This window comes from Streptomyces sp. NPDC000229, assembly GCF_040300825.1.
Lineage (GTDB): Bacteria > Actinomycetota > Actinomycetes > Streptomycetales > Streptomycetaceae > Streptomyces.
This window is the reverse complement of record NZ_JBEPEL010000026.1, coordinates 43,456-68,171: the sequence shown is the minus strand read 5'-3', so window position 1 is coordinate 68,171 and position 24,716 is coordinate 43,456. Positions and strand designations below refer to the sequence as shown.

The window sequence follows — 24,716 nt, the reverse complement described above, 5'->3', positions numbered from 1 at the left end:
TGCGCCCGTGCGCACGCGTCCACTTTCCTGATCCCTGTGGAGTGTGTTCCGTCATGAACGTCTCTTCCCGTATCGCCCTCGCCGCCGGCGTCGCCGCCTCCTCCGTCGTCCTGCTCTCCGGTACCGCCTTCGCGCACGTCGGCGTGGAGCCGCAGGGCGAGGCGGCCAAGGGCGGCTACGCCACGGTGAACTTCAAGGTCCCGAACGAGCGCGACAACGCCTCGACCGTGAAGCTCGAAGTGACCCTCCCCACCGACACGCCGATGGCCTCCGTGATGCCGCAGCCCGTCCCCGGCTGGACGGTCAAGGTCGACAAGGCCAAGCTCGCCAAGCCGCTCGACATGCACGGCAAGAAGATCACCGAGGCCCCCTCCAAGATCACCTGGACGGCGGACGGTTCGAAGATCGGCCCCGGGCAGTTCCAGCAGTTCCCGGTCTCGCTCGGGCAGCTCCCCGAGAACGCCGACAAGCTCGTCTTCAAAGCCCTCCAGACGTACGACAACAAGGAGGTCGTGCGCTGGATCGAGGAGCCGAAGGACGGCGCGCCCGAGCCGGAGGCCCCCGCGCCCGTGCTCAAGCTGTCCGCGGCCACGGGCGACCACCACGCCGGCGGCAGCACGGCCGCCAAGGGCCACGACACGGAGAAGAACGCGGAGTCCGCCGCCGCCTCCACTGACACCACCGCCCGTGTCCTCGGTGTCGGCGGCATTCTCGTCGGCGCCGCCGGTGTCGCCTTCGGTGTCCTCGCCGGACGCCGCCGCTCGGCCTGACGGCCACCCCCGAAACACCGAGAGAGAAACCCCATGCACATCCAGAAGACCGGCGGGCGGCTCCGGCCGCGCCGCCGCACCCCGGTGCTCGCCGCCGCACTCGTCGCCGTGTCGGCGCTCACCCTGTCGGCCTGCGGCGACGGCGGCAAGGACACGGCCGGTGACTCGGTCGCCGGCGTGTCCGTCGAGGCGTCGCCGGAGAAGGCCGGGACCGTACTGGACCGGCCCTTCGAGAAGCCCAACCTCGTCCTGAAGGACACCAAGGGCCAGACGTACGACCTCCGGGAGCGGACCAAGGGCAAGCCGACGCTGATCTACTTCGGCTACACGCACTGCCCCGACGTCTGCCCGCTGACGATGAGCAACATCGCGCTGGCCTACAAGGAACTCCCCAAGGCGGACCGGGACAGGCTCCAGGTCGTCTTCGTCACCACCGACCCCGAACGGGACACCTCCGCCGAGCTCGCCAAGTGGCTGCCCGGCGCCGGCGACCCGTCCTTCATCGGCCTCACCGGCGACTTCCCGACCATCCAGGCCGGCGCCCGCCAGATGGGCATCGGCATCGACCCGCCGAAGAAGGAGAAGGACGGATCGGTCGTCTCCATGCACGGCGCGCAGGTGATCGCCTTCTCGCCGAGGACCGACCAGGGCTACGTCATCTACGGCGAGGACACCACCGCCGAGGATTACGAGAAGGACCTGCCGAAGATCATCAAGGGGGAGAACCCGTGACCCGCCGCACCACCCTCACCGCCCTGACCACCGTCGTGGCCCTCGCCGGGGCCATGGCGCTGGGCGGATGCTCCTCCGACAGCGGGCCCGCGCGGCCCGAACTGAAGGTCGACGGGGCCTTCATGCCGCAGCCCGTGGGCGACATGGCGGGCGGCTTCCTGACCGTCACCAACACGGGCGGCGCGGCGGACAAGCTCACCTCGGTCACCAGCCCGCTCTCCGACGACGTCCAGATCCACGAGACCAAGAACCAGAAGATGCGGCAGGTGAAGTCCTTCGAGATCCCCGCCAACGGTGAGCTGAAGCTCGAACGCGGCGGCAGCCACATCATGTTCATGGCCATCAAGAAGCAGCCGAAGCAGGGCGAGAAGGTGCGGATAGAGCTGCACTTCGAGAGGTCCGAGCCGATCACGGTCGACCTGCCGGTGGAAGCCGCCACCCACAACCCGTCGAAGCACTAGGCACTCGGGGGACCGACCACCATGAAAGCCACCGCCCCGCGCTTCGGAACCGCCCACGCACTGGGGCTGCTGCTGGCCGCCCTGGCACTGCTCGGCACCGTGCTCTCCGGTACGGCGAGCGCCCACGCCGCGCTGACCGGCAGCGACCCGAAGGACGGGGCGGTGGTCGCCACCGCCCCCAAGGGCGTCACGCTCACCTTCTCCGAGCAGGTCGCCATGGGGGACGACTCGATCCGCGTGCTGGAGCCGAGCGGCAAGCGCGCCGACACCGGCGAGCTGCGCAACCTGTGCGCCGGAGCGATCGTCAAGTACGGCGTCAACCTGCACGCCGGGCTGCCGGACGGCACGTACACCGTCGCCTGGCGCGCCATCTCCGCCGACAGCCACCCCATTTCGGGGGCGTACACCTTCTCCATCGGCGCCCCGTCGCAGACGACCGTCGCGCTGCCGAAGGAGGAGGCGGGCGGCGGACTCGTCGGAGTGCTGTACGGCATCGCGCGGTACGTCTCGTACGGCGGTTTCATCCTGCTGGCGGGTGGCGGCGCGTTCGTCCTGGCCTGCTGGCCACGCGGCGCTGCGCTGCGGCCGCTGCAACGGCTCGTGGTGCGCGGGTGGGTGGCGCTGACGGCGGCGACCCTCGCGCTGTTGCTGCTGCGCGCGCCGTACACGGGAGCAGCCTTCGGGCTGGACTCACTCGGTGCGGTCCTGGAGACCAAGACCGGGGCCGCGCTCGTCTCGCGGCTGCTGCTGCTCGGCGCGGCGGCACTGTTCGTCGCGGTGCTGTTCGGCGCCTACACCAGGCGTGAGGACGAGAGCGAGAAGAAGGACCTGACCTTCGGGCTCGCGATCGGCGGCACGGTGGTCGCGGCCGGGATCGCCGCCACCTGGGCGCTCTCCGAGCACGCGTCGGCCGGGCTCCAGCCACTCGTCGCGATGCCGGTCGACATCCTGCACCTGCTGGCGATGGCCGCCTGGCTGGGCGGTCTGGCCGCGCTGCTGGTCGCCCTCCACCGGGAGCCGTCGATCGAGCGGTCGGCGGTACGGCGCTTCTCACGCGTCGCGTTCGGCTCCGTCGTCGTGCTGGCCGCGACCGGGATCTACCAGTCGTGGCGGCAGGTCGGCTCCTGGTCGGCGCTGACCGGCACGGCGTACGGCCGGCTGCTGCTGCTCAAGGTGGGACTGGTCGCCGTCCTGGTCGGGGTCGCGTGGATCTCGCGGCGGTGGACCGAGCGGCTGGCGGAGACCGCTTCGACGGAGGCAGCGGGCGAGGAGGCGGAGGAGGCCGGTGCCGGCGCCGGTGCCGACGCTGATCCGGTCACCGTGCCGGACGACGTACCGGAGGACATACCGGACGACGTACCGGAGGAGCGCGCCGCTCAGCTCGCCCGCCAGCGGGCCGCCCTCGCCACCGCCCGCGCGAAGCGAGCCCGCGACGCCGACCCCGGGCGCGCCGGGCTGCGCCGGTCCGTGCTGGCCGAGGCGGGCGTCGCGGTGGTGCTGCTCGCCGTGACGACCGTACTGACGACGACCGAGCCGGGCCGTACCGTCGAGGAGGCGGGCCGTACGCAGGCGTCGTCGCCCTCGCCCGCCGTGCCGGACCGGCCGCTCGACCTGACGCTGCCCTTCGACACCGGCGGCGCCGTCAACGGCAAGGGGACCGTACGGCTCACCCTCGACCCCGGCCGTTCGGGCGCGAACGCCATGCACGTGTACGCGACCGGCGCGAACGGGCGGCCCCTGGACCTGCCCGAGCTGAAGGTGTCCTTCACCCTGGAGTCGAAGCAGATCGGCCCCCTGCCCGTCGTACCGGACCGGGTCACGGCCGGACACTGGACCTCGGCCGCCGTGCAGATCCCGATGCCGGGCGAGTGGAAGCTCCGGGTGACCGTCCGGACCTCCGACATCGACCAGACCACCCTCGACAAGAACGTGAAGATCGGCTGACCTGATCGTGAGCACCGAGAACCTCGACATCTCCAGGCGCCGGCTGCTGGGAACCGTCGGCGCGGCCGGCGTCACCGGGCTGGCGCTGGGCGCGGCCGGCGGCGCCGCCACGTACGCCGCCGCCGGTTCGCAGCCGGCCGGCGCGGCGCTGGCGACCGTCGGCTCGACGTCCGTGCCGTTCCGCGGTACCCACCAGGCGGGCATCCTCCAGCCGTTGCAGGCGCGCGGGCACCTGATCGCCTTCGACCTGGCGCCGGGCGCGGGGCGCAAGGAGGCCGTCGCGCTGATGCGCCGCTGGTCGGCGGCGGCCGAGCTGCTGATGGCGGGCAAGCCGGTGGGCGACGGGGACACGGGGGTCGCCCTGGACGCGGGGCCGTCCTCCCTGACGGTCACGTTCGGCTTCGGCGCCTCCTTCTTCGACCGGACGGGGCTGGTGGCTCGGCGGCCCGCGGAGCTGGACCCGCTGCCCGCCTTCTCGTCCGACCAGCTGGACCCGAAGCGGTCGGGCGGCGACCTGTGGGTGCAGATCGGCGCCGACGACGCGCTCGTCGCCTTCCACGCCCTGCGCGCCATCCAGAAGGAGGCGGGCCTGGCCGCGAAGGTGCGCTGGCAGATGAACGGCTTCAACCGCTCGCCGGGCGCCACCGCGCACCCGATGACGGCCCGCAATCTGATGGGCCAGGTGGACGGTTCGCGCAACCCGAAGCCGTCCGAACCGGACTTCCAGGAGCGGATCTTCGTCCCGGAGGGCGGGGAACAGCCGTGGATGGCGGGTGGTTCGTACGCCGTCGTCCGGCGGATCCGGATGCTGCTGGACGACTGGGAGAAGCTGCCGCTGAAGCAGCAGGAGCGGGTGATCGGCCGCCGGAAGTCGGACGGGGCGCCGCTGACGGGCGGGAGCGAGACGACCGAGATCGACCTGGACAGGACGGGGCCGGACGGGAAGCTGGTCGTCCCCGACAACGCGCACGCGCGGATCTCGGCGCCGGAGCAGAACGGCGGTGCGGCGATGCTGCGGCGGCCGTTCTCGTTCCACGACGGGATCGGGGCGGACGGGACGCCGGACGCCGGGCTGCTGTTCGTCGCCTGGCAGGCCGATCCGCGCAGGGGGTTCGTACCGGTGCAGCGGAAGCTGGACCGGGGGGACGCGCTGTCGCCGTTCATCCGGCACGAGGCGAGCGGCCTGTACGCGGTGCCGGGCGGCCCGGGTGAGGGCGAATACGTGGGGCAGCGGTTGCTGGAGGCGTGATCGCGGGTCCGCGGAGAGATCGCGGATCCGCAGAGGGATCGCGGGTCCGCGAAGGCTTCCGGCGCATTAGGGTGACCGGTATGTCGGCCACTCGCTATACGTATCTCGGTCCCGAGGGCACCTTCACCGAGGCCGCCCTGCGCACGCTCCCGGAAGCGGCCACGCGGGAGCTGGTGCCGATGGTCTCCGTGCCCGCGGCCCTGGACGCCGTGCGCAACGGGGAGGCCGCCGCCGCCCTCGTACCGATCGAGAACTCGGTGGAGGGCGGGGTGACCGCGACCGTCGACGAGCTGGCGTCCGGCCGGCCGCTGATGATCTACCGCGAGGTGCTGCTGCCGATCGCGTTCGCGCTGCTGGTGCGGCCGGGCACGAAGCTCTCCGACATCAAGACGGTGACCGGGCACCCGGTCGCCCAGCCGCAGGTGCGCAACTGGCTGCGGGCGCATCTGCCCGAGGCGGTGTGGGAGTCGGCCGCGTCGAACGCGGACGGTGCGCGGCTGGTGCAGGAGGGGCGGTTCGACGCGGCGTTCGCGGGTGAGTTCGCGGCGGCGACGTACGGGCTCGAAGCGCTGGTCACGGAGATCCACGACGCCGAGAACGCGGAGACCCGGTTCGTGCTGGTCGGCCGCCCGGCCCGGCCGGCGGCGCCGACGGGTGCCGACAAGACCTCGGTGGTCATCTGGCAGCGCGAGGACCATCCGGGTGCGCTGCTGGAGCTGCTCCAGGAGTTCGCGGCGCGCGGGGTCAACCTGATGCTGCTCCAGTCGCGGCCGACGGGCGCCGGTATCGGCAACTACTGCTTCGCCATCGACGCGGAGGGCCACATTTCCGACCGCCGGGTCGCCGAGGCGCTGATGGGCCTGAAGCGGATCTGCGCGAACGTCCGGTTCCTCGGGTCGTATCCGCGGGCGGGTGCGACGGCCGACGACGTGACCCCGCTTCGGCCCGGGACGTCCGACCAGGACTTCACGGCGGCGGCGGACTGGCTGGCGCGGTGCCAGGACGGACGGACCTGAGCGACGTCCACAAAAAGTTATCCACAGGGCCGCTTCTCGACCTGGGGACAAGTCGACAACACAACCGGACAGGGTCGACAAATCGCTCCAGTCATCTCAGGTGGCGGCAGAGCGCGGCACGTCGACCGTGTCACCTCAATTCCGTCGAACAACTCCTTAGAGCGAGAATTTCCCACCCGAATGAGTGTGTGGGCGGGGTTTGATCAGGGAATCCAGGGTGACGGCAGGGCATTCGGAATGATCAATTCCTGAGTCCACAGCGGATTCACACAGCCTGTGGATAACTTTGCGAATCCATCGGCGTCTGTGGACAAAGGCACCGCCGCGGCGCGGCAGTCGGCACGACAGCGGTGCGGCAGCGGCACGACAGTCGGTGCCGCAGCGGCGCGGCAGTCGGCGCGGGGTGCGGCACGGCAGCAGCGCGGCAGCAGCGCGGCAGCAGCGCGACAGCGGCGCTCGAACGGCGCGGGAGGAACGCCGTGGAGAGCGGGAATTCCGTTCACTTTCCCCAGGAATGAATTCCGGCAATTCGGGCAAAGTAACACGCAAGGGCCGCACGGCATATCGGCTGGGGTGACACGAGCACGCACCGGTAGCCTGGTGGGGTGATTGACCTTCGCCTGCTCCGTGAGGACCCCGACCGTGTTCGCGCCTCCCAGCGCGCCCGTGGAGAGGACGTCGGCCTCGTCGACGCCCTGCTCTCCGCCGATGAGCGGCGCAGGTCGTCCGGCGTCCGCTTCGACGAACTCCGCTCCGAGCAGAAGGCGCTCGGCAAGCTGATCCCCAAGGCTTCCCCGGAGGAGCGCGCGGAGCTGCTGCGGAAGGCCGAGCAGCTGAAGACCGACGTCAAGGCCGCCGACGCCGCCCAGAACGAGGCGGACGAGGAGACCAAGCGGCTGCTGCTCCAGCTCGGCAACCTCGTCCACGAGGACGTGCCGGTCGGCGGCGAGGAGGACTTCGTCGTCCTGGAGACGCACGGCACGATCCGCGACTTCGGCGCCGAGGGCTTCGAGCCCAAGGACCACCTGGAGCTCGGCGAGGCGCTGGGGGCCATCGACGTCGAGCGCGCCGCCAAGGTCTCCGGCTCGCGCTTCTACTACCTGACGGGCGTCGGCGCACTGCTGGAGCTCGCGCTCGTCAACGCGGCGATCGCGCAGGCGACGGAGGCTGGGTTCATCCCGATGCTGACGCCCACGCTGGTCCGCCCGCGTGCCATGGAGGGCACCGGTTTCCTCGGCCAGGCCGCCGAGAACGTGTACCACCTGGAGAAGGACGACTACTACCTGGTCGGTACGTCCGAGGTGCCGCTGGCCGCGTACCACATGGACGAGATCCTCGACGCGGAGAAGCTGCCGCTGCGGTACGCCGGCTTCTCGCCGTGCTACCGGCGCGAGGCCGGCACGTACGGCAAGGACACCCGGGGCATCTTCCGGGTCCACCAGTTCGACAAGGTGGAGATGTTCTCGTACGTCGCCCCCGAGGACGCCGAGGCCGAGCACAAGCGGCTCCTGGACTGGGAGAAGCAGTGGCTGACGTCCCTGGAACTGCCGTTCCAGGTGATCGACGTCGCCACCGGTGACCTGGGCGCCTCCGCCTCGCGCAAGTACGACTGCGAGGCCTGGATCCCGACGCAGGGCAAGTACCGCGAGCTGACGTCCGCCTCCAACTGCGACAGCTTCCAGGCGCGGCGGCTGTCGGTGCGGATGCGCGACGGCAAGAAGGTCCAGCCGCTGGCGACCCTCAACGGCACGCTGTGCGCCGTACCGCGCACGATCGTCGCGCTCCTGGAGAACCACCAGCAGGCCGACGGTTCCGTGCGGGTCCCCCCGGTCCTCCGGCCCTACCTCGGTGGCCGGGACGTCCTGGAGCCCGTCTCCAAGTGACTTCGTTCCCCTACAAGCTGGTCGCGACCGATCTCGACGGGACGCTGCTGCGCTCCGACGAGACGATCTCGCAGCGCACGCGTGACGCGCTCGCCGCCGCGACGGCGGCGGGCGCCGCGCACATCGTCGTCACCGGCCGGGGCGTCCCCTGGACCCGCCACATCCTGGACGACCTCGGGTACGACGGCCTCGCCGTCTGCGGCCAGGGAGCGCAGGTCTACCACGCGGGCGAGCACCGTCTGCTGACGTCCGTGACCCTGGACCGCCAGCTCGCGGGGCTGGCCCTGTCCAAGCTGGAGGCCGAGGTCGGTCCGCTGGCCATTGCCGCCAGCCGCGACGGCCTCGACGGCGACGTCCTGGTCGGCCCCGGCTACCGGGTCCAGGAGGGCCCGCTGCCGTACCTCCCCTACGAGGACCCGGCCGACCTGTGGTCCGCCCCGCTCAACAAGGTCTACATCCAGCACCCCGACCTGGACGACGACGCCCTAGCCCTGGCAGCCCGGCAGGCGGTCGGCGGCCTGGTGGACGTGGTGATGGCGGGCGCGGGGGTCGTCGAGATCCTTCCCCTGGGCCTGAGCAAGGCCACGGGACTGTCGTTGGCGGCCCGCCGACTGGGCGTCAAGGCGGCGGACACGATCGCGTTCGGCGACATGCCCAACGACATCCCCATGTTCGCCTGGGCGAACCACGGCGTGGCCATGGCCAACGCCCACGACGACCTCAAGGCCGTCGCCCACCGGATCACGGCCTCCAACGACGAGGACGGCATCGCGGTGGTGCTGGAGGAACTCCTGGGCACCGTCTGACGGCCGGTCGAGGCCGGACTCCGGCCGGCTCGCACCACCCGCTGTGGGTGGACCTGCGGTCGTCGCGCACCACCGCTGTGGGCGGACCTGCGGCCGCCTCGCACCACCCGCTGTGGGTGAACCTGCGGTCGTCGCGCACCACCGCTGTGGGCGGACCTGCGGCCGCCTCGCACCACCCGCTGTGGGTGGACCTGCGGTCGTCGCGCACCACCGCTGTGGGCGGACCTGTGGCCGCCTCGCACCACCCGCTGTGGGCAATCGTGCCGCCTGGGGCGGCACGGGTGGGCACAGCGGCACACCCGGGCGGGCGCCCATGACCGGTGACCGGCCGGGCGGGCTCCCATGACCGGTGACCGGCCGGAAACGGCGCCCGCGGACCGGTGGCCGGAAGGGGCGGCCCGCGCGTACGGAACGCGCGCTCGAAGCGGCCGCCCCCGGCGCCGGCCCCCGTGTGGGCGCTGCCCGACCAATGTGCCCCGCACGCACGACACGGCGCCACCGGATTACCGGTGACGCCGCGTCGACGACCGCGTACGGCTCAGAAGTTGATCATGTGGCCCGCCAGCCCGTGCACGGCCTCCTTGACCGCCTCACCCAGCGTCGGGTGCGCGTGGACGTTCCGCGCCACCTCGTGCACCGTCAGGTCCCACTGCTGCGCCAGCGTCAGTTCCGGCAGCAGCTCCGTGACGTCCGGCCCGATCAGGTGCGCGCCGATGATCTCGCCGTACTTCGCGTCGCTGATCAGCTTCACGAACCCGGTCGTGTCACCGAGCCCGTGCGCCTTGCCGTTCGCCATGAACGGGAACTTCGCGACCTTGACGTCGAAGCCCTGCTCCCGTGCCTGCTCCTCCGTCCAGCCGAAGCTGGCGATCTGCGGCTGGCAGTACGTGGCGCGCGGGATCATCACGTACTCGAGCTCCATCGTCTCCGCGCCCGCGATGGTCTCGGCGGCGACGACACCCATCGCCTCGGCGGTGTGGGCGAGCATCAGCTTCGCCGTCACGTCACCGATCGCGTAGATGTGCGGCACCGACGTCCGGGAGCGGCCGTCGACGTCGATCGCGCCGCGCTCGGTGAGCTTGACGCCCGTGTTCTCCAGGCCGTACCCCTCGACGTTCGGCGCGAAGCCGATCGCCTGGAGCACCTTGTCGGCCTCCAGGACCTGCTGCTTGCCGTCCTTGCCGGTCACGGTGACCCGCACCTGCGGCCCGGACTCGTCGATCGCCTCGACCCGCGTGGACGTCAGCACGTCGATGCCGAGCTTGCGGTACTGCTTCGCCAGCTCCGCCGAGACGTCCTTGTCCTCCAGCGGCGCCACCCGGTCGAGGAACTCGACGATGGTGACCTTCACGCCGTAGTTGTGCAGCACGTACGCGAACTCGATGCCGATCGCGCCCGCGCCCGCGATCACGATCGATTGCGGCAGGTCGTCGGCGAGGATCTGCTCCTCGTACGTCACGACGCGCTCGCTGCGCCGCGTACCCGGCAGCAGGCGCGGGGTGGCGCCGGTAGCGATGATGCAGTTGTCGAACGAGATCGTGGTCTCCGTGCCGTCGCTCAGCGCGACCCGCATGGTGTTCGCGTCCAGGAAGGTGCCCCGGCCGGTGAACTCGGTGATCTTGTTCTTCTTCATCAGGAAGTGGACGCCCTTGACCCGGCCGTCCGCGACCGTGCGGCTGCGCCGGAACGCCTCGCCGTAGTCGAAGGAGACCTGGCCGTCGACCTTGATGCCGTACGTCTTCGCCTCGTGCGTGAAGAGGTGGGCCAGCTCGGCGTTGCGCAGCAGCGCCTTGGTGGGGATGCAGCCGACGTTCAGGCAGACACCGCCCCAGTACTTCTCCTCGACCACCGCGACGCGCTTGCCCAGCTGGGCGGCGCGGATGGCGGCGACGTATCCGCCGGGGCCTGCTCCGAGTACGACGACGTCGAAGCGGTCTGACATGGCTTGCTCCCCAGGGTGTGAGTGAGTGCGGATGTGCCCACAGTAATCCTGGAGGCAAGTTGTAGGATGACTGGGCAACCGGGTGAATGAGCGAAATGGAGTAGTGGGCAGATGGCGCTGAAGGCCGCGGGACGGACCTCCCTCGTGGACGCGGTCGTCGAGCAGCTCCGGGCCCAGCTGACGGACGGCGAATGGGCCGTCGGCGACCGCATCCCGACCGAGCACGAGCTCGCCGAGCAGCTCGGCGTCGGCCGCAACACCGTCCGTGAGGCCGTCCGCGTCCTCGTCCACGCGGGCCTGCTGGAATCCCGGCAGGGCAACGGCACGTTCGTACGCTCCACCGCCGACCCCGCCGCGGTGCTCCGCACCGTCCGGGCCGCCGGCGCCCTGGACGTACTGGAGTTGCGGATCGCCCTGGAGACCGAGGCGGCCCGGCTCGCGGCCGTCCGGCGCGACACCCATGACCTGCTGCGGCTGCGCGCCGCGCTGGCCACCCTGCGCGAGGAGGGCGACCGGGACGCGGACGCCGACCTGGCCTTCCACCGGGCGGTGGTCGAGGCCACGCACAACGCCGCGTTCACCGAGGTGTACCGGTTCTTCTCCGTGCAGGTCCACGAGAGCCTCGTCGAGTCCCTCGGCGACCGCGAGATGCCCGCCCTCGACCTCGACGCGCACGAGGCGCTGGTCGTGGCGATCGAGGCGGGCGACCCGGACGCGGCGGGCGCGGCCGGGCGTGAGCTGCTGCGCGTGCCGCTGGAGACGGTCAGGACGATCGTCGCCGCCCGCTGAATTTCCCCCTGTACTTCCCTGTTGTTGTGAAAGGTGCTGTGAACGTGGCACGCCCGGATTCCGACCAGCTGCTTCTCGACGCGGAGGCCGGTGTCCGGCCCTCGCCCCAAGGGGCCGCCGCGCGGCGGGCGTTGCTCGCCCATCCGGTGCTGTTGCTCGTCGGGATCGTGCTGGCCTCGCTGAACATGCGGGCGGCGCTGGCGAGCGTGTCCCCGCTGGTCGGTGAGATCAGCGCGGCCTTCGGGCTGTCGTCGACCGCGAGTTCCCTGGTCACGTCCGTGCCGGTGCTCTTCCTCGGCGTGGGCGCGCTGGTGGCGCCCTGGCTGGCGCGGCGGCTGGGCACCGAACAGGTGCTGCTCGGCGCGCTGTTGCTGCTGGCCGCGGGCATCCTCGTACGCGTCCTGCCCTCCCTGTACGCGCTGTACGGCGGCGGTGTCCTGGTCGGGACGGCGATCGCGCTGCTCAACGTCCTGATGCCCGGGCTGATCAAGCGGGACTTCCCGGACCGGGCCGCGTCGATGACGTCCGTCTACACCGGCTCGATGATCGCGGGTGCGACGGTGGTGGCGGCCGCGTCGGTGCCGCTGGAGCGGGCGTTCGGGGGCAGCTGGGAGGCGTCGCTGGCCTTCTGGTCGCTGCTCGCGGCGGTGGCGGCGGTGGCGTGGCTGCCGCAGGTGCTGATCGCCAGGGGGCGCACGGGGCGTGAGGTGCGGGTGGTACCGGGGGCTCCCCGTAACGGCCGGAGCGTCTGGCGCTCGGCGCTGGCCTGGCAGGTCACGCTCTTCATGGGCCTGCAGTCCCTGTGGTCGTACGTCCTGATCGCCTGGATGCCGACGATCTTCACCGACCAGGGCATGAGCCGCTCGACGGCGGGTGTCGTCTTCGCCTTCAACAACCTCATCCAGGTCGCGGGAGCGTTCCTGGTGCCGCTGCTGGCCGGCCGGATGCGCGGGCAGCGCCCGTTGGTCGCGCTGGTCACCTCGCTGGTGGCGGCGGGCTACGTGGGCCTGATGGTCGCCCCGGTGTCGGGCGCCTGGTTGTGGGCGGCGGTGCTCGGCGTCGGCCAGGGCGGTGCCGTGGGCCTGGCGCTGACGCTGATCGTGCTGCGCAGCGGGGACGCGGTGACCGCCTCACGGCTGTCCGGGATGGCGCAGACGGTCGGCTACCTGCTGGCGGCCGCGGGTCCGCTCGCGGCGGGCGCGGTCCACGAGGCGACCGGCGGCTGGACGGTCCCGATCGCCCTGGTGCTGTGCGTGTGCGCGGCGGCGCTCGTGGTGGGCCTGCTGGCGGCGCGCGACCGGAAGGTCTGACCGCAAGGCCGCCCGACCGCAGGCCTCTCCGCAAGGCCGCCCGACCGCAGGGTCCTCACCGCTCAGTCCTTGTCGCCGTCCTTGCGGCGGCGGCGCCGTCCGCGTCGGCGGGCGCGGCTGAAGAACCAGCCCGCCGGGGGCTCGTCGGATCGCCAGGGCTGCGGCTCTGGGGGCCGGCCGCGCCAGCGGGCGGCGAGCATCCGGGCCCGGGCGGACGGCTCGGTGGTCTCGGCCGAGCGTATGAAGTCGTTGTCCAGTTCGACGTCGTCCCAGTCCCGTGATCCGTCCCGGGACTCGTGGTCAGCGGCCATGGCTGCCTCCTCCGTACGGCAAGTGTGCCCACCGGATCGTCAAACCGGCGTGAGGAAGGAAAAGGCCCTCCACGCGCGCGTGGAGGGCCTTTTCGCTTCTCGTGCGACTACTCGTCGCCCGCCAGCGTCAGGGTCCGCAGCTTCTGCCCGGCGTACCAGGTCGCCGCCACCGTGACACCCGCCAGCAGCGCCACCGCCACCGGCAGGCCGACGTCCGAGGCGACCAGCCCGTCGCCCGTGACCTTCTCGGCGACGGCCAGCGCCCACTGCTGGACGCTGAGGGTCTTGGCGCCCTCGATGAGGCTGCCGAACAGGGCCTCCCACACCAGCGCGTACACCAGCCCGATGACGACCGCGTGGCGGCTGACCGTACCGAGCAGCAGGAACAGCGCGCTGTACGCGATCGAGGCGACCAGCGCGGCGACGGTGTACGCGACCGCCACCTGTTGTCCGTTGCCGTTGAGGATCATCCCGGCGAGGAAGGTGGGCACCGCCGAGAAGACCATGGTCACGGCGATGGCCACGATCAGCTTGGTGAAGATGATCGTCGGGCGTTTCACCGGCTTGGCGAGCAGGTAGACGATCGAGCCGTCGTCGATCTCGGGCCCGATCGCGCCCGTCCCGGCGATGACACCGATCAGCGGCACCATCGTGGCGAGCGCGAACCCGCCCAGGACGTCGGCGGCGATCTGGTCGTCGGCGCCGTTGAAGCCCCGGACGGCGGCCGCGATGAGCAGCAGCAGGCCGGGCAGGACGAAGAGGATCGCGGCCCGGCGGCGGCCGAGCAGGGCCCGGTAGGTGAGCCGGGCGACTGTGGGGTTGTACATGGTCGTAAGGCTCCCTTCAGGCCGCGACGAGGTATGAGAAGACCGACTCGAGGGACTCGTCCGAGGGCGAGACCGTCAGCAGCCGGATGGAGTGCGCCCGGGCGACCCGCGGCAGCAGTTGGGTGAAGCGGGCGAAGTCCACCGCCTGGATGCGCAGGGCGCCCTCCGTGATGTCCACCTCGATACCGGCCGTCGACGGGTCGGCGATCAGCGCGGCCGCCAGTGCGCGGTCGTCGCTGGAGCGTACGAGGTAGCGGTGCGGCCGGTCGGTCATCAGGCGCCGGATCCGGCGGAAGTCGCCGCTGGCCGCGTGCCGCCCGGCGACGATCACCTCGATGTGGGAGGCGAGTTGTTCGACCTCCTCCAGGATGTGGGACGAGAACAGGACCGTACGGCCCTCCGCGCCCATCCGCCGCAGCAGGTCCATCAACTGCATGCGCTGGCGCGGGTCCATGCCGTTGAACGGCTCGTCCAGGAGCAGCACGGACGGTTCGTGGACGAGGGCCGAGGCCATCTTCACGCGCTGCCGCATGCCCTTGCTGTACGTGGCGATCTTCCGGTCCTGCGCATACTCCATCTCGACCGTGGCCAGGGCCTTTTGGGCCTCGGCCGTGCCCAGGCCGTGCAACTCGGCGTTGGCGACGACGAATTCGCGGCCGGTGAGGAAGTCGTACATCGCCTCCCGCTCGGGCACGACGCCGATCTGGCGGTACACGGACTCGTTGCGCCAGATCTGCTGCCCGTCGAGGGTCACGGACCCGGTGGAGGGGGCGAGGAAGCCGCCCATCATGTTGATGAGGGTGGACTTTCCGGCGCCGTTGGGGCCGAGGAGTCCGGTCACTCCGGGGCCGATGGTCATGGTGACGTCGTTGACGGCCACGACGTTCCCGAACCACCGTGAGACGTGGTCGATGTCGATGGTGGTCACAGCCCGACCTTTCGGTAGCGGCGCAGCAGGACGGCGTAGGAGCCCGTGATGAGGGCGAGGACGGCCAGGAGGTAGACCACGCCCACCCCGGCGTCCGGTCCGGCTTCGGCGGGGAAGGACGACGTGGCGCCCAGGAAGGCGGTCTGCACGCCGTCGATGAGGGTGATCGGTGAGAAGAGGCCCAGCCACTTCACCGCGCCCAGGGAGTCGGTGCTCCAGGCGATCGCCTGGAGGGTGGAGACGGCGCCGTACGAGATGGTGAGGGCGGCGATCACGGCGGCGACGCCGAAGCCGCGGCGCGGCGTCAGCGCGGCCAGCACCAGACCGATTCCGCCGAACAGGAGCGAGAGCAGAGCCACGGAGACCAGTCCCTGTGCGAAGCCCTGGGTCTGGTCGACGAAGTCCATCTTCGCCAGCAGCGACCCGATGTAGAGGATGAGCAGCGGCGAGGCGGTCAGGATGAACAGGGCCGACGCCATCGCGCCGTACTTGGCGACGACGTAGTCGACGCGCTCGATGGGGCGGGAGAAGTACAGCGGAACGGTCTTGAAGCGCAGGTCGCGCGAGACCGACTGGGGCGCCTGCGAGGCCAGGTACAGGCCGATGACGGCCTGCGTGAAGATCGCGTACCGCGTGTAGTCCAGCGGCAGGTCCTTCAGTTTGGTGGCCACCGCGACCGCGACGACGATCAGCGCGGGGATGCACATCACCGCGAACAGGATCATCGGCAGCACCTTGGACTTGGCGCTGCGGCCCAGTCCGTAGGCGCCGCGCAGCGACTGCGAGAACAGCGAGCGGCGCGCGTAGGCGCGGCCGAGGCGGGGTCCGTCGTAGTCGCGGTAGCCGATGTTGTGGATCCGGGTCTCGGCGTGCGGGGTGTGGGTGCTCATCGGGCCTGCACCTCCTGCGGCTGGGCGGCGGTCGCTTCCGGCCCCGGGCGGAAGACCTCGGCGATGTGGTGGCGGCGCTGTTCCATCCGTACGAGGCCGAGTCCGAGGTCGGCGACGGTGTCGCGCACGATGTCGTACGTCTCCTCGCCGGTCGCCTCCAGCAGCAGGATGTGGCCGGCGCCCGGCATACCGTCCTCCACGCGCGCGTGGAGGGTGATTCCGGCCGCCGTGAGTGCCTTGCGGAGGGCGGCCGTGCCGTCGGGGTGGCTGTCGGTGTCGGTGACCTCGACCGCGAGGGTGGCGGTGACCTGGGTGAAGTCGCTGGTGGAGCTGGAGCGCAGGAGCTTTCCGCCGTCGATGACGACGACGTGGTCACAGGTGCGTTCGAGTTCGCCCAGCAGGTGGGAGGTGACCAGGACCGAGATGCCGAAGTCCGTGTACACACGGCGGATCAGGCCCAGCATCTCGTCGCGGCCGACCGGGTCGAGGCCGTTGGTCGGCTCGTCGAGGAGGACCAGCTGCGGGTCGTGGACCAGGGCCTGGGCGAGCTTCACCCGCTGCTTCATGCCGGTCGAGTAGCCGCCGATGGGGCGGTAGCGCTCCTCGTACAGACCGACGTGGCGGAGGGTGTCGGCGGTGCGCTCCCGCGCCGCGGTGGGTGGCAGGCCGGACATGCGCGCCATGTGGACGACGAACTCGGTGGCCGAGACGTCGGGCGGCAGGCAGTCGTGCTCGGGCATGTAGCCGACCCGCTCGCGGATGGCGGCGCCGCTGGTGGCGACGTCGAGGCCGAGGACCTCGGCCCGGCCTTCGGTGGCGGGGGACAGACCCAGCAGGATCTTGATCATGGTGGACTTGCCGGCTCCGTTGGCACCCACCAGTCCGGTCACACCGGGCCCGATGTCCAGGGAGAGCCGGTCGAGAGCGGTCACCCGGGGGAACCGCTTGCTGAGGCTTTCGGTCGCGATCACAGTCACGCTTCGACGGTAGTGGCGCGGGCCACACCTGGCGTCAGACCAGGCGGCTGGATCGATGTCCGCCTCCAGGCGTACGAGCCCGTAGGGGGACCCGTCCGAGGTCGGGGTTTCGAGCCGGGGGTACCGAGGCGGGGTTCCGAGCCGGAGTTCCGAGTCGGGTTCCGAGTCGGGGTTTTCCACAGGCGCTGCCCGGCTCTTGACGCAGCCGCCGGGCATTGTCACATTCGTCAGTGTCAAGTTACGACCGCGTACGGAGATAGACGGACGGACGGGCGGGTGGCATGGCCTCACCAGTTTCAGCAGTCTCCTCGGACTCCGCAGGGGCGAGCCGGCAGGACGGGGAGCTGCGCGGCTTCAGGGAAGTGCAGCGCCTGGCGTACGAGTGCGCCGAGGCGGTCGCCGCACAGCTCAAGCCGGGTGTGACGGAGCGCGAGGCGGCGCGGATGCAGCGCGAGTGGCTCCGTGAGCGCGGTGTACGGGACTGGTTCCACCTGCCGTTCGCCTGGTTCGGCGACCGCACGGCGTTCGTGAACTTCCGGATACCTCTCCAGTTCTTCCCCACCAACCGGCGGCTGGAGGCGGGGATGCCCTTCATCCTCGACATGGCGCCGGTGTACAAGGGCTTCACCGCCGACATCGGGTACTCGGGCTGCCTGGGCCTCAACCCCGTCCACGACAAGCTGCTCGCCGACCTGCGCGACCATCGTGAGCTGATCCTCCGCGAGGTGCGGGAGCGCCGTCCGCTGCGGGAGATCTACGAGGACGTGGACCGGCTGATGGTCCGGCAGGGGTACGCCAACCGGCACCGCGCGTATCCCTTCGGGGTCATCGCCCACAAGGTCGACCGGGTCAAGGAGCGCCGCTGGTCGCCGACGCTCTTCGGGTTCGGTACGCAGTCGCTGAAGGGTCTCGCGAGCGACGCCCTCCATGGGCACCGCGACGGCTGGTCGCCGTTGTGGTCCCCGTACAGGTTCTCCGACCATCCCCCGCGGCCCGGGCTGTGGGCGGTCGAGCCGCACCTCGGCTTCAGGGGTACGGGCGCGAAGTTCGAGGAGCTGCTGGTCGTCACCGACTCCAGGGATCCCGAGCAGAGCGCGTTCTGGCTGGACGACGATCTGCCGCACGTGCGGCGCTGGGAGGCGGTCTGATGGCGGCGGATGTGCTGCGCGGTGCGCGGGAGCGTCGGATTCGTACGGGCGGCGTCGAACTGTGCGTCGCCGAGCTCGGGGACGCCTCGCGTCCGACCGTCGTGCTCGTGCACGGCTACCCGGACTCCAAGGAGGTGTGGTCCGAGGTCGCCGGGCGGCTCGCCGAGCACTTCCACGTGGTGCTGTACGACGTGCGCGGGCACGGCCGCTCGACGGCCCCGAAGCCGCTGCGCGGCGGGTTCACGCTGGAGAAGCTGACGGACGACTTCCTGGCCGTGATCGACGCGGTCAGCCCGGACGAGCCGGTGCACCTGGTGGGACACGACTGGGGATCGGTGCAGTCGTGGGAGTTCGTCACGGTCGAGCGCACCGAAGGGCGGATCGCCTCCTTCACCTCGATCTCCGGTCCCTCCCTGGACCACTTCGGGCACTGGATCAAGCAGCGCGTGACGCGGCCCACCCCGCGCCGCGTCGGCCAACTCCTCGGCCAAAGCGCCAAGTCCTGGTACGTGTACCTGCTGCACACGCCGGTGCTGCCCGAACTGGCCTGGCGCGGGCCGCTCGGAAAGCGGTGGCCGCAGCTCGTGCGGCGCATCGAGAAGGTGCCGGTCGACGACTACCCGACCCCGTCGCTGCCGATGGACGCGGCACACGGCGCCTGGCTCTACCGGGACAACGTCCGCGCGCGGCTGCGGCGCCCTCGCCCGGACGCGTACGCCCATGTGCCGGTACAGCTGATCACGCCGACCGGGGACGTCTTCCTGTCGGAGCGGCTCTACGACGAGCTGGCCACGTGGGCCCCGCGGTTGGTGCGCCGGACGCTGCCGGCCAAGCACTGGGTGCCGCGCACCCGGCCGGACCAGCTGACCGCGTGGATCACCGAGTTCGTGACGGCGCACGAGGAGCGGGGCGGCGAGGTTCCGGAGCCGGTCGCCTCGGGGCGGCGGTACGCGGACCGGTTCGGCGGGCAGCTGGTGCTGGTCACGGGCGCTGCCAGCGGTATCGGGCGGGCCACGGCGTTCGCGTTCGCCGAGGCGGGGGCGCGGGTGGTGGCCGTGGACCGGGACGCGGAGGGCGCTGCGCGGACGGCCGAGATGGCCCGGCTGATCGGCGCGCCGGACGCCTGGGGCGAGGTGGTGGACGTCAGCGACGAGCAGGCCATGGAGAAGCTCGCCGACAAGGTCGCCACCGAGTACGGCACGGTGGACGTGCTGGTGAACAACGCCGGGATAGGCCTGTCCGGCGCGTTCCTCGATACGACGAGCGAGGACTGGAAGAAGGTCCTCGATGTCAACCTGTGGGGCGTCATCCACGGCTGCCGGATCTTCGGCCGGCGGATGGCCGAGCGTGGCCAGGGCGGTCACATCGTGAACACGGCGTCCGCGGCCGCCTTCCAGCCGTCCCGCATGCTGCCCGCGTACAGCACGTCCAAGGCGGCGGTTCTGATGCTCAGCGAGTGCCTGCGCGCCGAGCTGGCCGGCCGGGGCATCGGGGTCACCGCCGTGTGCCCGGGCATCGTGAACACCAACATCACCGCCACCGCGCGCTTCGCCGGGGTGTCCGAGGACGAGGAGAAGCGCCGGCAGAAGAAGACCGCCCGGCTGTACGGGCTGCGCAACTACCCGCCGGAAAAGGTCGCCGACGCGATTCTTCGGGCCGTCGTCAGGAACGAGGCGGTGGTGCCGGTGACGCCGGAGGCCCATGGCGCCCGGCTGCTGTCCCGGCTGGCACCCGGGGCACTGCGGGCGCTCGCCCGGCTGGAGGCGAAGCTGTGACCGGGAGGACCACGGCCACGTCCCGGTCCGGGTTCCGGGCGCGGTCCCGGGCACGGTCCCTGTTCCGGGCGCGGTCCCTGTTCCGGAGGCGGCCGTACCATCCCTCACAGGGCGGTTCGGGGTAGCAGGGGAGAGCGGGTGTGGACGAGCAGGCGGCGAGGATACCGGCGGCCGAATACCGGATCGAGGACCTGGCGCACCACAGCGGCACCACGGTCCGGACCATCCGCGCCTACCAGGACCGGGGACTGCTGCCCAAGCCGGAGCGACGCGGCAGGTCCAATGTGTACGGCGACACCCATCTGGCCCGGCTGCGACAGATCGCCGACCTGCTGGAGCGGGGCTACACCCTGGCGTCCATCAAGGAGCTGCTGGAGGCCTGGGACGCGGGGCGCGGCCTCGGCGGTGTCCTGGGACTGGTCGCCGAGGTGCACGGCCCGTGGACGGACGAGGAAGCGGACCGGATCACGCGTGCGGAGCTGGACGCCACCTTCGGCGGAACCCCGGACGAGAGGGCGGTGGAGGAGGCCGTAGAGCTCGGCGTGCTGGAGCGCATCCCGGGCCGCGAGGACGAGTTCCTGGTGCCGAGCCCCCAGGAGCTCGCCGTCGCCGCCGAGTTGTACGCAGCCGGTGTGCCGCTCCTGGCAATCTCGGGTCACCTCAGGGAACTTCGCGTCCAGGTGGAGCACATCGCCAACCGGTTCCTGGAGTTCACCATGGAGCACGTCTTCGCCCGCTACCTCGACCACCGGCCGCCCACGGACGCGGACGCGTCGGAGGCGGCGACCATGGTGCGGCGGCTGCGGCCGCTCGCCCAGCAGACGGTGGACGCCGAACTGGCGCGCGCGATGCGGATGTTCGCCACCCGGCACCTCCAGCAGCACCTGTCCCCGGAGGGCCCTCGGGCGAAGGGCGACGGGACCGAACAGGTGGCTCTGCCCGCTTCCACGATTCAAGCCGTTCGCCGCCTTGTTGGGCCTCAGAACGCATCGTCATTCATCGCTGCGGCCACCGAAAGAGAGGTGCAGGCACGGACATTGGATGCACTTGCCTCAACACGTGGCAATTCCAATGAAGTCGGTCAAGTCATCTGAAAAAGGTGGGTCGTTGTCCACAGAATTGCCAAATTCCCTGTGGATAACACGAGTTGTTTGTGGACCAAACCTACGAGCGGAAATTTCTGTGGTCGTGACCGCGTGATGCCTGACACGCTGAGCGATGTGAACGACATGGACGACATGGACGACCGACGTACGGTGAAGGTGTCGAAGTACCTCTCGAGACACCTGCGTCACCAGCCCGAGCGGATCGGACTGGTCCTCGATCCGAACGGCTGGGTCGCGATCGAGGACCTGCTGCGGGCGACCGCCGAGCACGGCGTGCGGATCAGCCGCGCCGAGCTGGAACACGTGGTCGCCGTCAACGACAAGCAGCGCTTCACGATCGACGGCGACCGGATCCGCGCCAACCAGGGCCACACCGTCGACGTCGACCTGGACCTGCCGACCGCCGTCCCGCCCGCGTACCTGTACCACGGCACCATCGCCCGCAACCTGCCCGCGATCCGCGCCGAGGGGCTGCGCCCCATGGCCCGTCACCATGTCCATCTGTCGCCCGACCGCGAGACGGCGACCCGGGTCGGCGCCCGACGCGGCCGGCCCGTCGTGCTGTCCGTGGACGCCGCGGCCATGCACCGGGACGGCCATGTCTTCCGCGTCAGCGCCAACGGGGTCTGGCTCACCGATGCCGTACCCCCCGCCTACCTCCGGTTTCCCGGCCCCGGCTGAGCCGGAGACCGGGCTCCCAGGCGAGCGGGCCGCGCCAGGGCCGGACGGGCCGAAGCCGGGCTGCACCAGGGCCCGACCGGGCCGGAACCGCGCCGGAGGCGGGCGGCTCAGCGCAGCTGTGCGGGGGCCTCCGTCGCGATCCGTTCGAAGACCTTCTCGTCGGCGGCGAACATCGAGTCCGCGATCGGCGCATGGATCACGATCTCGGTGAAGCCCAGCTCGACATGGCGGCCGGCGAAGTCGACGAAGGCGTCGAAGGACTCCAGCGGCCGGTCCGGGGTGAACCCGGTCAGCAGGATCTTGTCCAGCTCCCGGACGTCCCGCCCGGCGTCCGCGCACGCCTTGCCCAGCTTCTCCATCTGCCCCCTCAGGGCCTCCCGCGACTCATCCGGCCCACCCGTCTCGTTCACCTTCGGGTCCCCGGTCGTCACCCACGCCTGCCCGTGCCGCGCAGCCAGCTTCAGCCCCCGCGGCCCCGTGGCGGCGACGGCGAACGGCAGCCGCGGCCGCTGCACGCAGCCGGGGATGTTCTGCGCCCCGCCCGCCGAGTAGAACGCCCCCTCGTGCGTCACCGTCTCCTCGGTCAGCAGCCGGTCCAGCAGCGGCACGAACTCCGCGAACCGGTCCGCCCGCTCACGCGGCGTCCACGCCTCCTGGCCCAGCGCCGTCGCGTCGAAGCCGTTGCCCCCCGCGCCTATCCCGAGCGTGATCCGGCCGCCGGAGATGTCGTCCAGCGAGATCAGCTCCTTGGCGAGCGTGACCGGATGCCGGAAGTTCGGCGAGGTCACCAGCGTGCCCAGCCGCATCCGGTCCGTCGCCGCGGCCGCCGCCGTCAGCGTAGGGATCGCGCCGAACCACGGGCCGTCCCGGAACGGCACCCGCCATGACAGGTGGTCATAGGTGTACGCGGCATGGAAACCGAGGCGCTCGGCCCGGAGCCATGCCTCGCGACCGCCGTCGTGCCAGCGGCGGGTGGGGAGGATCACGGTGCTCAGACGCATGGAACGAGCCTACGGTGCCCCACTGACAAACCCCGCATGGCTCAGATGTGCGGCTATCCGCACGGCCGTGCACCCTCGTACGGGACAATGGAGGCGTGACCTCAGCGACCTCTCCCGGACCCCGGCCCACGGCCCACCTTCGCCCCCGGCTGATCGCCACCGATCTGGACGGCACGCTCCTGCGCGATGACAAATCGGTCTCCGACCGGACGATCTCGGCGCTCGCGGCAGCCGAGGAGGCCGGCATCGAGGTCTTCTTCGTCACCGGCCGCCCGGCCCGCTGGATGGGTGTCGTCAGTGACCACGTCCACGGCCACGGCCTGGCGATCTGCGCCAACGGCGCGGCCGTCGTCGACCTGCACTCCGGCGGCAAACTCCTGGAGGTCCGGCCGCTGGAGCGGGAGACCGCCCTCGACGTCGTACGGACGCTCCGCCGGGAGGCGCCCGGCACCGCCTTCGCGGTCGAGTTCACCACCGGCTTCCACTACGAGCCCGACTACCCGCCCTTCTGGCTCGACCCTTCCGCCACCATCGCCCCCGCCGAGAAGCTCCTGCACGAGGACGAGCCCGGCTCCGGCGCCCCCGTGCTCAAGCTGCTCGCCCACCACGCCGACCTGACGCCGGACGGCTTCCTCGCCCTGGCCCGCGCGGCCGCCGGCGACCGCGCCGGCATCACCCGCTCCAGCCCCAGCGCGCTGCTGGAGATCAGCGGCCTGGGCGTCTCCAAGGCGAGCACGCTCGCCCTGTGCTGCGCCGAGCGCGGCATCTCCGCGGACGAGGTCGTGGCGTTCGGGGACATGCCGAACGACATCGAGATGCTGTCCTGGGCAGGCCGGTCGTACGCGATGGGCAACGCGCACCCGGACGTGATCGCCGCCGCCTCGGGGCGGACCGTGGCCAACAACGACGACGGCGTCGCACGCGTCATCGAGGACATCCTCAGCGCGTACTGACCCCGGTCAGGGGCCCAGCCGGACGCCGTGCTCGGCCAGCCAGCGCACCGGGTCCACGGCCGAACCCATGTACGGCGTGAGCCGCACCTCGAAGTGGAGGTGCGGCCCCGTCGAGTTGCCGGTGTTGCCGGACCACCCGATCACCTGCCCGGCCGCGACCGGCTGGCCCGGGGACACACCGGGCGCGGAGAGGTGCGCGTACTGCGAGTGCCAGCCGCCCGCGTGCCGCACCACCACCTCGATCCCGAACGCCCCGCCGCAGGACACCGACCGCACCCGCCCGGCGCCGATGGCCCGCACCGGGGTGCCGACGGCCACCGCGAAGTCCTGCCCCGTGTGGCGGTGCGCCCAGTGCGCGCCCGCCCGGTGGAACCCGGCGGACAGGACGTACCCCTCCACCGGCGCCACCCACCCGCGTCCCTCACCGACCCGCCGGGCCTGCCCCGGGCCCGCGCCGACCCCGACCTCGCCCTCCACCCGCGCACCACCGGCACCGTCGGCCTCGCCCCTCACCTGCGCACCACCAACACCGCCGACCCCGGTTCTCACCCCCGTCCCGCCCCCGCACCGGCCCGCCGCGACTCTCCGGTCCGCCTCCGCCTGGAGCCGCCACTGGGCCCGCTCCAGTCGTGCCTCGATGCCGCGCCGGATCGTGGCCAGCCCCTTCCGGCGTACGTCCAGGTCGTGCCAGGCCGTGCGGGCCTCCCCCTCGGCCAGCGTGAGGCGCCGTTCCGCCTCCCTGGTGCGCTCCATCAGACGGTTCACGGCGCGGTCCGCCTGCCGGGCGAGCCGCTCCGCCCGCATCACCTCGTCCGCGTCGTCGCCGAGCAGCAGCCGCGCGGCGAGGCCCGCCGAGCCACCGGTCCGGTACTGGGCCCGGGCGACCTCGCCCATCCGGTCGTTGAGCACGGCCAGCTCACGCCGCTTCAGCGCCAGTTCGTGCTGGAGCCGGCCGGCCAGGGCGCGCTGCGCGGCCGCCGCGCGCCGGCCCTGCTCGTACCTCTCGGTGGCCCGCGCGGCCTCGTCGTACAGCCGCGCCACCTCCGCGGCCGCGCCGCCCGGCCCGTCGGCGGCGGCGGCCGCGGGCTGGGGGAGCAGGGCGAGCAGGACGGCCAGCGCCACGAGCACCATCCTGGGATGGTGGCGCCGGGCGCGCCCGATGTCCGGCACCCGGCGGTGTCGTACCGCCGACCGGCCCATCCACGTTCCGCCGACCG

The 24,716-nt window shown here is 71.5% G+C and carries 23 protein-coding genes; 15 read left to right on the top strand and 8 right to left on the bottom strand.

The window, feature by feature from the left end; all coding sequences use genetic code 11:
- The first annotated feature begins 53 nt into the window (after window positions 1-53).
- The 8 genes from ABT360_RS15895 (at window position 54) to ABT360_RS15860 (ending at window position 8,861) form a co-directional block, all read left to right on the top strand.
- Complete coding sequence (locus ABT360_RS15895) at window positions 54-770, top strand: YcnI family copper-binding membrane protein (RefSeq protein WP_351815615.1); 717 nt, start codon at window positions 54-56, stop codon at window positions 768-770.
- A gap of 33 nt (window positions 771-803) precedes the next feature.
- Window positions 804-1,502: an SCO family protein gene (locus tag ABT360_RS15890; protein WP_351815612.1), complete on the top strand. Its 699-nt coding sequence runs from the start codon at window positions 804-806 to the stop codon at window positions 1,500-1,502.
- Complete coding sequence (locus tag ABT360_RS15885) at window positions 1,499-1,963, top strand: copper chaperone PCu(A)C (protein WP_444852250.1); 465 nt, start codon at window positions 1,499-1,501, stop codon at window positions 1,961-1,963. Before ABT360_RS15890 ends, ABT360_RS15885 begins: the two co-directional genes overlap by 4 nt.
- Before the next feature lie 21 nt (window positions 1,964-1,984).
- On the top strand, window positions 1,985-3,907 hold the full coding sequence (locus ABT360_RS15880; protein WP_351815609.1) for a copper resistance CopC/CopD family protein: 1,923 nt from the start codon (window positions 1,985-1,987) through the stop codon (window positions 3,905-3,907).
- A 7-nt stretch (window positions 3,908-3,914) separates the two neighbouring features.
- Window positions 3,915-5,156, top strand: a complete 1,242-nt coding sequence (gene efeB / locus ABT360_RS15875; RefSeq protein ID WP_444852249.1) for an iron uptake transporter deferrochelatase/peroxidase subunit — start codon at window positions 3,915-3,917, stop codon at window positions 5,154-5,156.
- Between the two features lie 80 nt (window positions 5,157-5,236).
- Complete coding sequence (gene pheA / locus ABT360_RS15870; protein WP_351815606.1) at window positions 5,237-6,172, top strand: prephenate dehydratase; 936 nt, start codon at window positions 5,237-5,239, stop codon at window positions 6,170-6,172.
- A 605-nt stretch (window positions 6,173-6,777) separates the two neighbouring features.
- Window positions 6,778-8,055 (top strand): serine--tRNA ligase, encoded by a 1,278-nt coding sequence (gene serS / locus ABT360_RS15865; protein ID WP_351815603.1) that lies wholly within the window; start codon window positions 6,778-6,780, stop codon window positions 8,053-8,055.
- Window positions 8,052-8,861, top strand: a complete 810-nt coding sequence (locus ABT360_RS15860; RefSeq protein WP_351815600.1) for an HAD family hydrolase — start codon at window positions 8,052-8,054, stop codon at window positions 8,859-8,861. Before serS ends, ABT360_RS15860 begins: the two co-directional genes overlap by 4 nt.
- Window positions 8,862-9,399: 538 nt before the next feature.
- Here ABT360_RS15860 and lpdA read toward each other — a convergent pair.
- Window positions 9,400-10,803 carry a dihydrolipoyl dehydrogenase gene (gene lpdA, locus ABT360_RS15855; protein WP_351815597.1) on the bottom strand — a complete coding sequence of 468 codons (1,404 nt, stop codon included), beginning with the start codon at window positions 10,801-10,803 and terminating at the stop codon, window positions 9,400-9,402.
- Window positions 10,804-10,914: 111 nt separating this feature from the next.
- Here lpdA and ABT360_RS15850 point away from each other — a divergent pair, with 111 nt between their 5' ends.
- Window positions 10,915-11,592, top strand: coding sequence for a FadR/GntR family transcriptional regulator (locus ABT360_RS15850; RefSeq protein ID WP_351815594.1), 678 nt, complete (start codon window positions 10,915-10,917; stop codon window positions 11,590-11,592).
- A gap of 44 nt (window positions 11,593-11,636) precedes the next feature.
- Window positions 11,637-12,902, top strand: coding sequence for a CynX/NimT family MFS transporter (locus tag ABT360_RS15845; RefSeq protein WP_351815591.1), 1,266 nt, complete (start codon window positions 11,637-11,639; stop codon window positions 12,900-12,902).
- 62 nt (window positions 12,903-12,964) lie between these two features.
- Here the strand turns inward: ABT360_RS15845 and ABT360_RS15840 are convergent, their stop codons facing one another.
- The 5 genes from ABT360_RS15840 to ABT360_RS15820 all read right to left on the bottom strand — a co-directional run bounded on the left by ABT360_RS15840 (window position 12,965) and on the right by ABT360_RS15820 (window position 16,829).
- Window positions 12,965-13,213: an SGM_3592 family protein gene (locus tag ABT360_RS15840; protein ID WP_351815588.1), complete on the bottom strand. Its 249-nt coding sequence runs from the start codon at window positions 13,211-13,213 to the stop codon at window positions 12,965-12,967.
- 107 nt (window positions 13,214-13,320) lie between these two features.
- A complete protein-coding gene (locus ABT360_RS15835) occupies window positions 13,321-14,040 on the bottom strand; it encodes an ABC transporter permease (protein ID WP_351815585.1) in 720 nt (239 codons plus the stop codon).
- Between the two features lie 16 nt (window positions 14,041-14,056).
- Window positions 14,057-14,968, bottom strand: a complete 912-nt coding sequence (locus ABT360_RS15830) for an ABC transporter ATP-binding protein (RefSeq protein ID WP_351815582.1) — start codon at window positions 14,966-14,968, stop codon at window positions 14,057-14,059.
- On the bottom strand, window positions 14,965-15,858 hold the full coding sequence (locus tag ABT360_RS15825) for an ABC transporter permease (protein ID WP_351815579.1): 894 nt from the start codon (window positions 15,856-15,858) through the stop codon (window positions 14,965-14,967). Before ABT360_RS15825 ends, ABT360_RS15830 begins: the two co-directional genes overlap by 4 nt.
- Window positions 15,855-16,829, bottom strand: coding sequence for an ABC transporter ATP-binding protein (locus ABT360_RS15820; RefSeq protein WP_351815655.1), 975 nt, complete (start codon window positions 16,827-16,829; stop codon window positions 15,855-15,857). Before ABT360_RS15820 ends, ABT360_RS15825 begins: the two co-directional genes overlap by 4 nt.
- Window positions 16,830-17,116: 287 nt before the next feature.
- On the opposite strand from ABT360_RS15820, the gene ABT360_RS15815 reads away from it, so the two are divergent.
- The 4 genes from ABT360_RS15815 to ABT360_RS15800 all read left to right on the top strand — a co-directional run bounded on the left by ABT360_RS15815 (window position 17,117) and on the right by ABT360_RS15800 (window position 21,545).
- Complete coding sequence (locus ABT360_RS15815; RefSeq protein ID WP_351815576.1) at window positions 17,117-17,983, top strand: M24 family metallopeptidase; 867 nt, start codon at window positions 17,117-17,119, stop codon at window positions 17,981-17,983.
- The gene (locus tag ABT360_RS15810) at window positions 17,983-19,758 is read left to right on the top strand and encodes an SDR family oxidoreductase (RefSeq protein ID WP_351815573.1); all 1,776 of its coding nucleotides are present in this window, start codon (window positions 17,983-17,985) and stop codon (window positions 19,756-19,758) included. Before ABT360_RS15815 ends, ABT360_RS15810 begins: the two co-directional genes overlap by 1 nt.
- A 140-nt stretch (window positions 19,759-19,898) precedes the next feature.
- Window positions 19,899-20,852 (top strand): MerR family transcriptional regulator, encoded by a 954-nt coding sequence (locus ABT360_RS15805; protein WP_351815570.1) that lies wholly within the window; start codon window positions 19,899-19,901, stop codon window positions 20,850-20,852.
- Between the two features lie 144 nt (window positions 20,853-20,996).
- Complete coding sequence (locus tag ABT360_RS15800) at window positions 20,997-21,545, top strand: RNA 2'-phosphotransferase (protein ID WP_351815652.1); 549 nt, start codon at window positions 20,997-20,999, stop codon at window positions 21,543-21,545.
- A gap of 107 nt (window positions 21,546-21,652) precedes the next feature.
- On the opposite strand, the gene ABT360_RS15795 is transcribed toward ABT360_RS15800, so the two are convergent.
- Complete coding sequence (locus tag ABT360_RS15795; protein ID WP_351815568.1) at window positions 21,653-22,546, bottom strand: LLM class flavin-dependent oxidoreductase; 894 nt, start codon at window positions 22,544-22,546, stop codon at window positions 21,653-21,655.
- Between the two features lie 95 nt (window positions 22,547-22,641).
- On the opposite strand from ABT360_RS15795, the gene ABT360_RS15790 reads away from it, so the two are divergent.
- On the top strand, window positions 22,642-23,499 hold the full coding sequence (locus ABT360_RS15790; protein ID WP_351815565.1) for a Cof-type HAD-IIB family hydrolase: 858 nt from the start codon (window positions 22,642-22,644) through the stop codon (window positions 23,497-23,499).
- A gap of 6 nt (window positions 23,500-23,505) precedes the next feature.
- Here ABT360_RS15790 and ABT360_RS15785 read toward each other — a convergent pair whose 3' ends face one another.
- Entirely contained in the window at window positions 23,506-24,630 is a 1,125-nt protein-coding gene (locus ABT360_RS15785; protein ID WP_351815562.1) for a M23 family metallopeptidase, read from the bottom strand.
- Between the last annotated feature and the right edge of the window lie 86 nt (window positions 24,631-24,716).

What these genes read in the sequence shown, in the direction of transcription:
- ABT360_RS15895 (WP_351815615.1), top strand. Translation starts at nt 54, where the DNA reads ATGAACGTCTCTTCCCGTATCGCCCTCGCCGCCGGCGTCGCCGCCTCC.
- ABT360_RS15890 (WP_351815612.1), top strand. Translation starts at nt 804, where the DNA reads ATGCACATCCAGAAGACCGGCGGGCGGCTCCGGCCGCGCCGCCGCACC.
- ABT360_RS15880 (WP_351815609.1), top strand. Translation starts at nt 1,985, where the DNA reads ATGAAAGCCACCGCCCCGCGCTTCGGAACCGCCCACGCACTGGGGCTG.
- pheA (WP_351815606.1), top strand. Translation starts at nt 5,237, where the DNA reads ATGTCGGCCACTCGCTATACGTATCTCGGTCCCGAGGGCACCTTCACC.
- lpdA (WP_351815597.1), bottom strand. Translation starts at nt 10,803, where the DNA reads ATGTCAGACCGCTTCGACGTCGTCGTACTCGGAGCAGGCCCCGGCGGA.
- ABT360_RS15850 (WP_351815594.1), top strand. Translation starts at nt 10,915, where the DNA reads ATGGCGCTGAAGGCCGCGGGACGGACCTCCCTCGTGGACGCGGTCGTC.
- ABT360_RS15840 (WP_351815588.1), bottom strand. Translation starts at nt 13,213, where the DNA reads ATGGCCGCTGACCACGAGTCCCGGGACGGATCACGGGACTGGGACGAC.
- ABT360_RS15835 (WP_351815585.1), bottom strand. Translation starts at nt 14,040, where the DNA reads ATGTACAACCCCACAGTCGCCCGGCTCACCTACCGGGCCCTGCTCGGC.
- ABT360_RS15825 (WP_351815579.1), bottom strand. Translation starts at nt 15,858, where the DNA reads ATGAGCACCCACACCCCGCACGCCGAGACCCGGATCCACAACATCGGC.
- ABT360_RS15815 (WP_351815576.1), top strand. Translation starts at nt 17,117, where the DNA reads ATGGCCTCACCAGTTTCAGCAGTCTCCTCGGACTCCGCAGGGGCGAGC.
- ABT360_RS15810 (WP_351815573.1), top strand. Translation starts at nt 17,983, where the DNA reads ATGGCGGCGGATGTGCTGCGCGGTGCGCGGGAGCGTCGGATTCGTACG.
- ABT360_RS15800 (WP_351815652.1), top strand. Translation starts at nt 20,997, where the DNA reads ATGGACGACCGACGTACGGTGAAGGTGTCGAAGTACCTCTCGAGACAC.
- ABT360_RS15795 (WP_351815568.1), bottom strand. Translation starts at nt 22,546, where the DNA reads ATGCGTCTGAGCACCGTGATCCTCCCCACCCGCCGCTGGCACGACGGC.
- ABT360_RS15785 (WP_351815562.1), bottom strand. Translation starts at nt 24,630, where the DNA reads ATGGTGCTCGTGGCGCTGGCCGTCCTGCTCGCCCTGCTCCCCCAGCCC.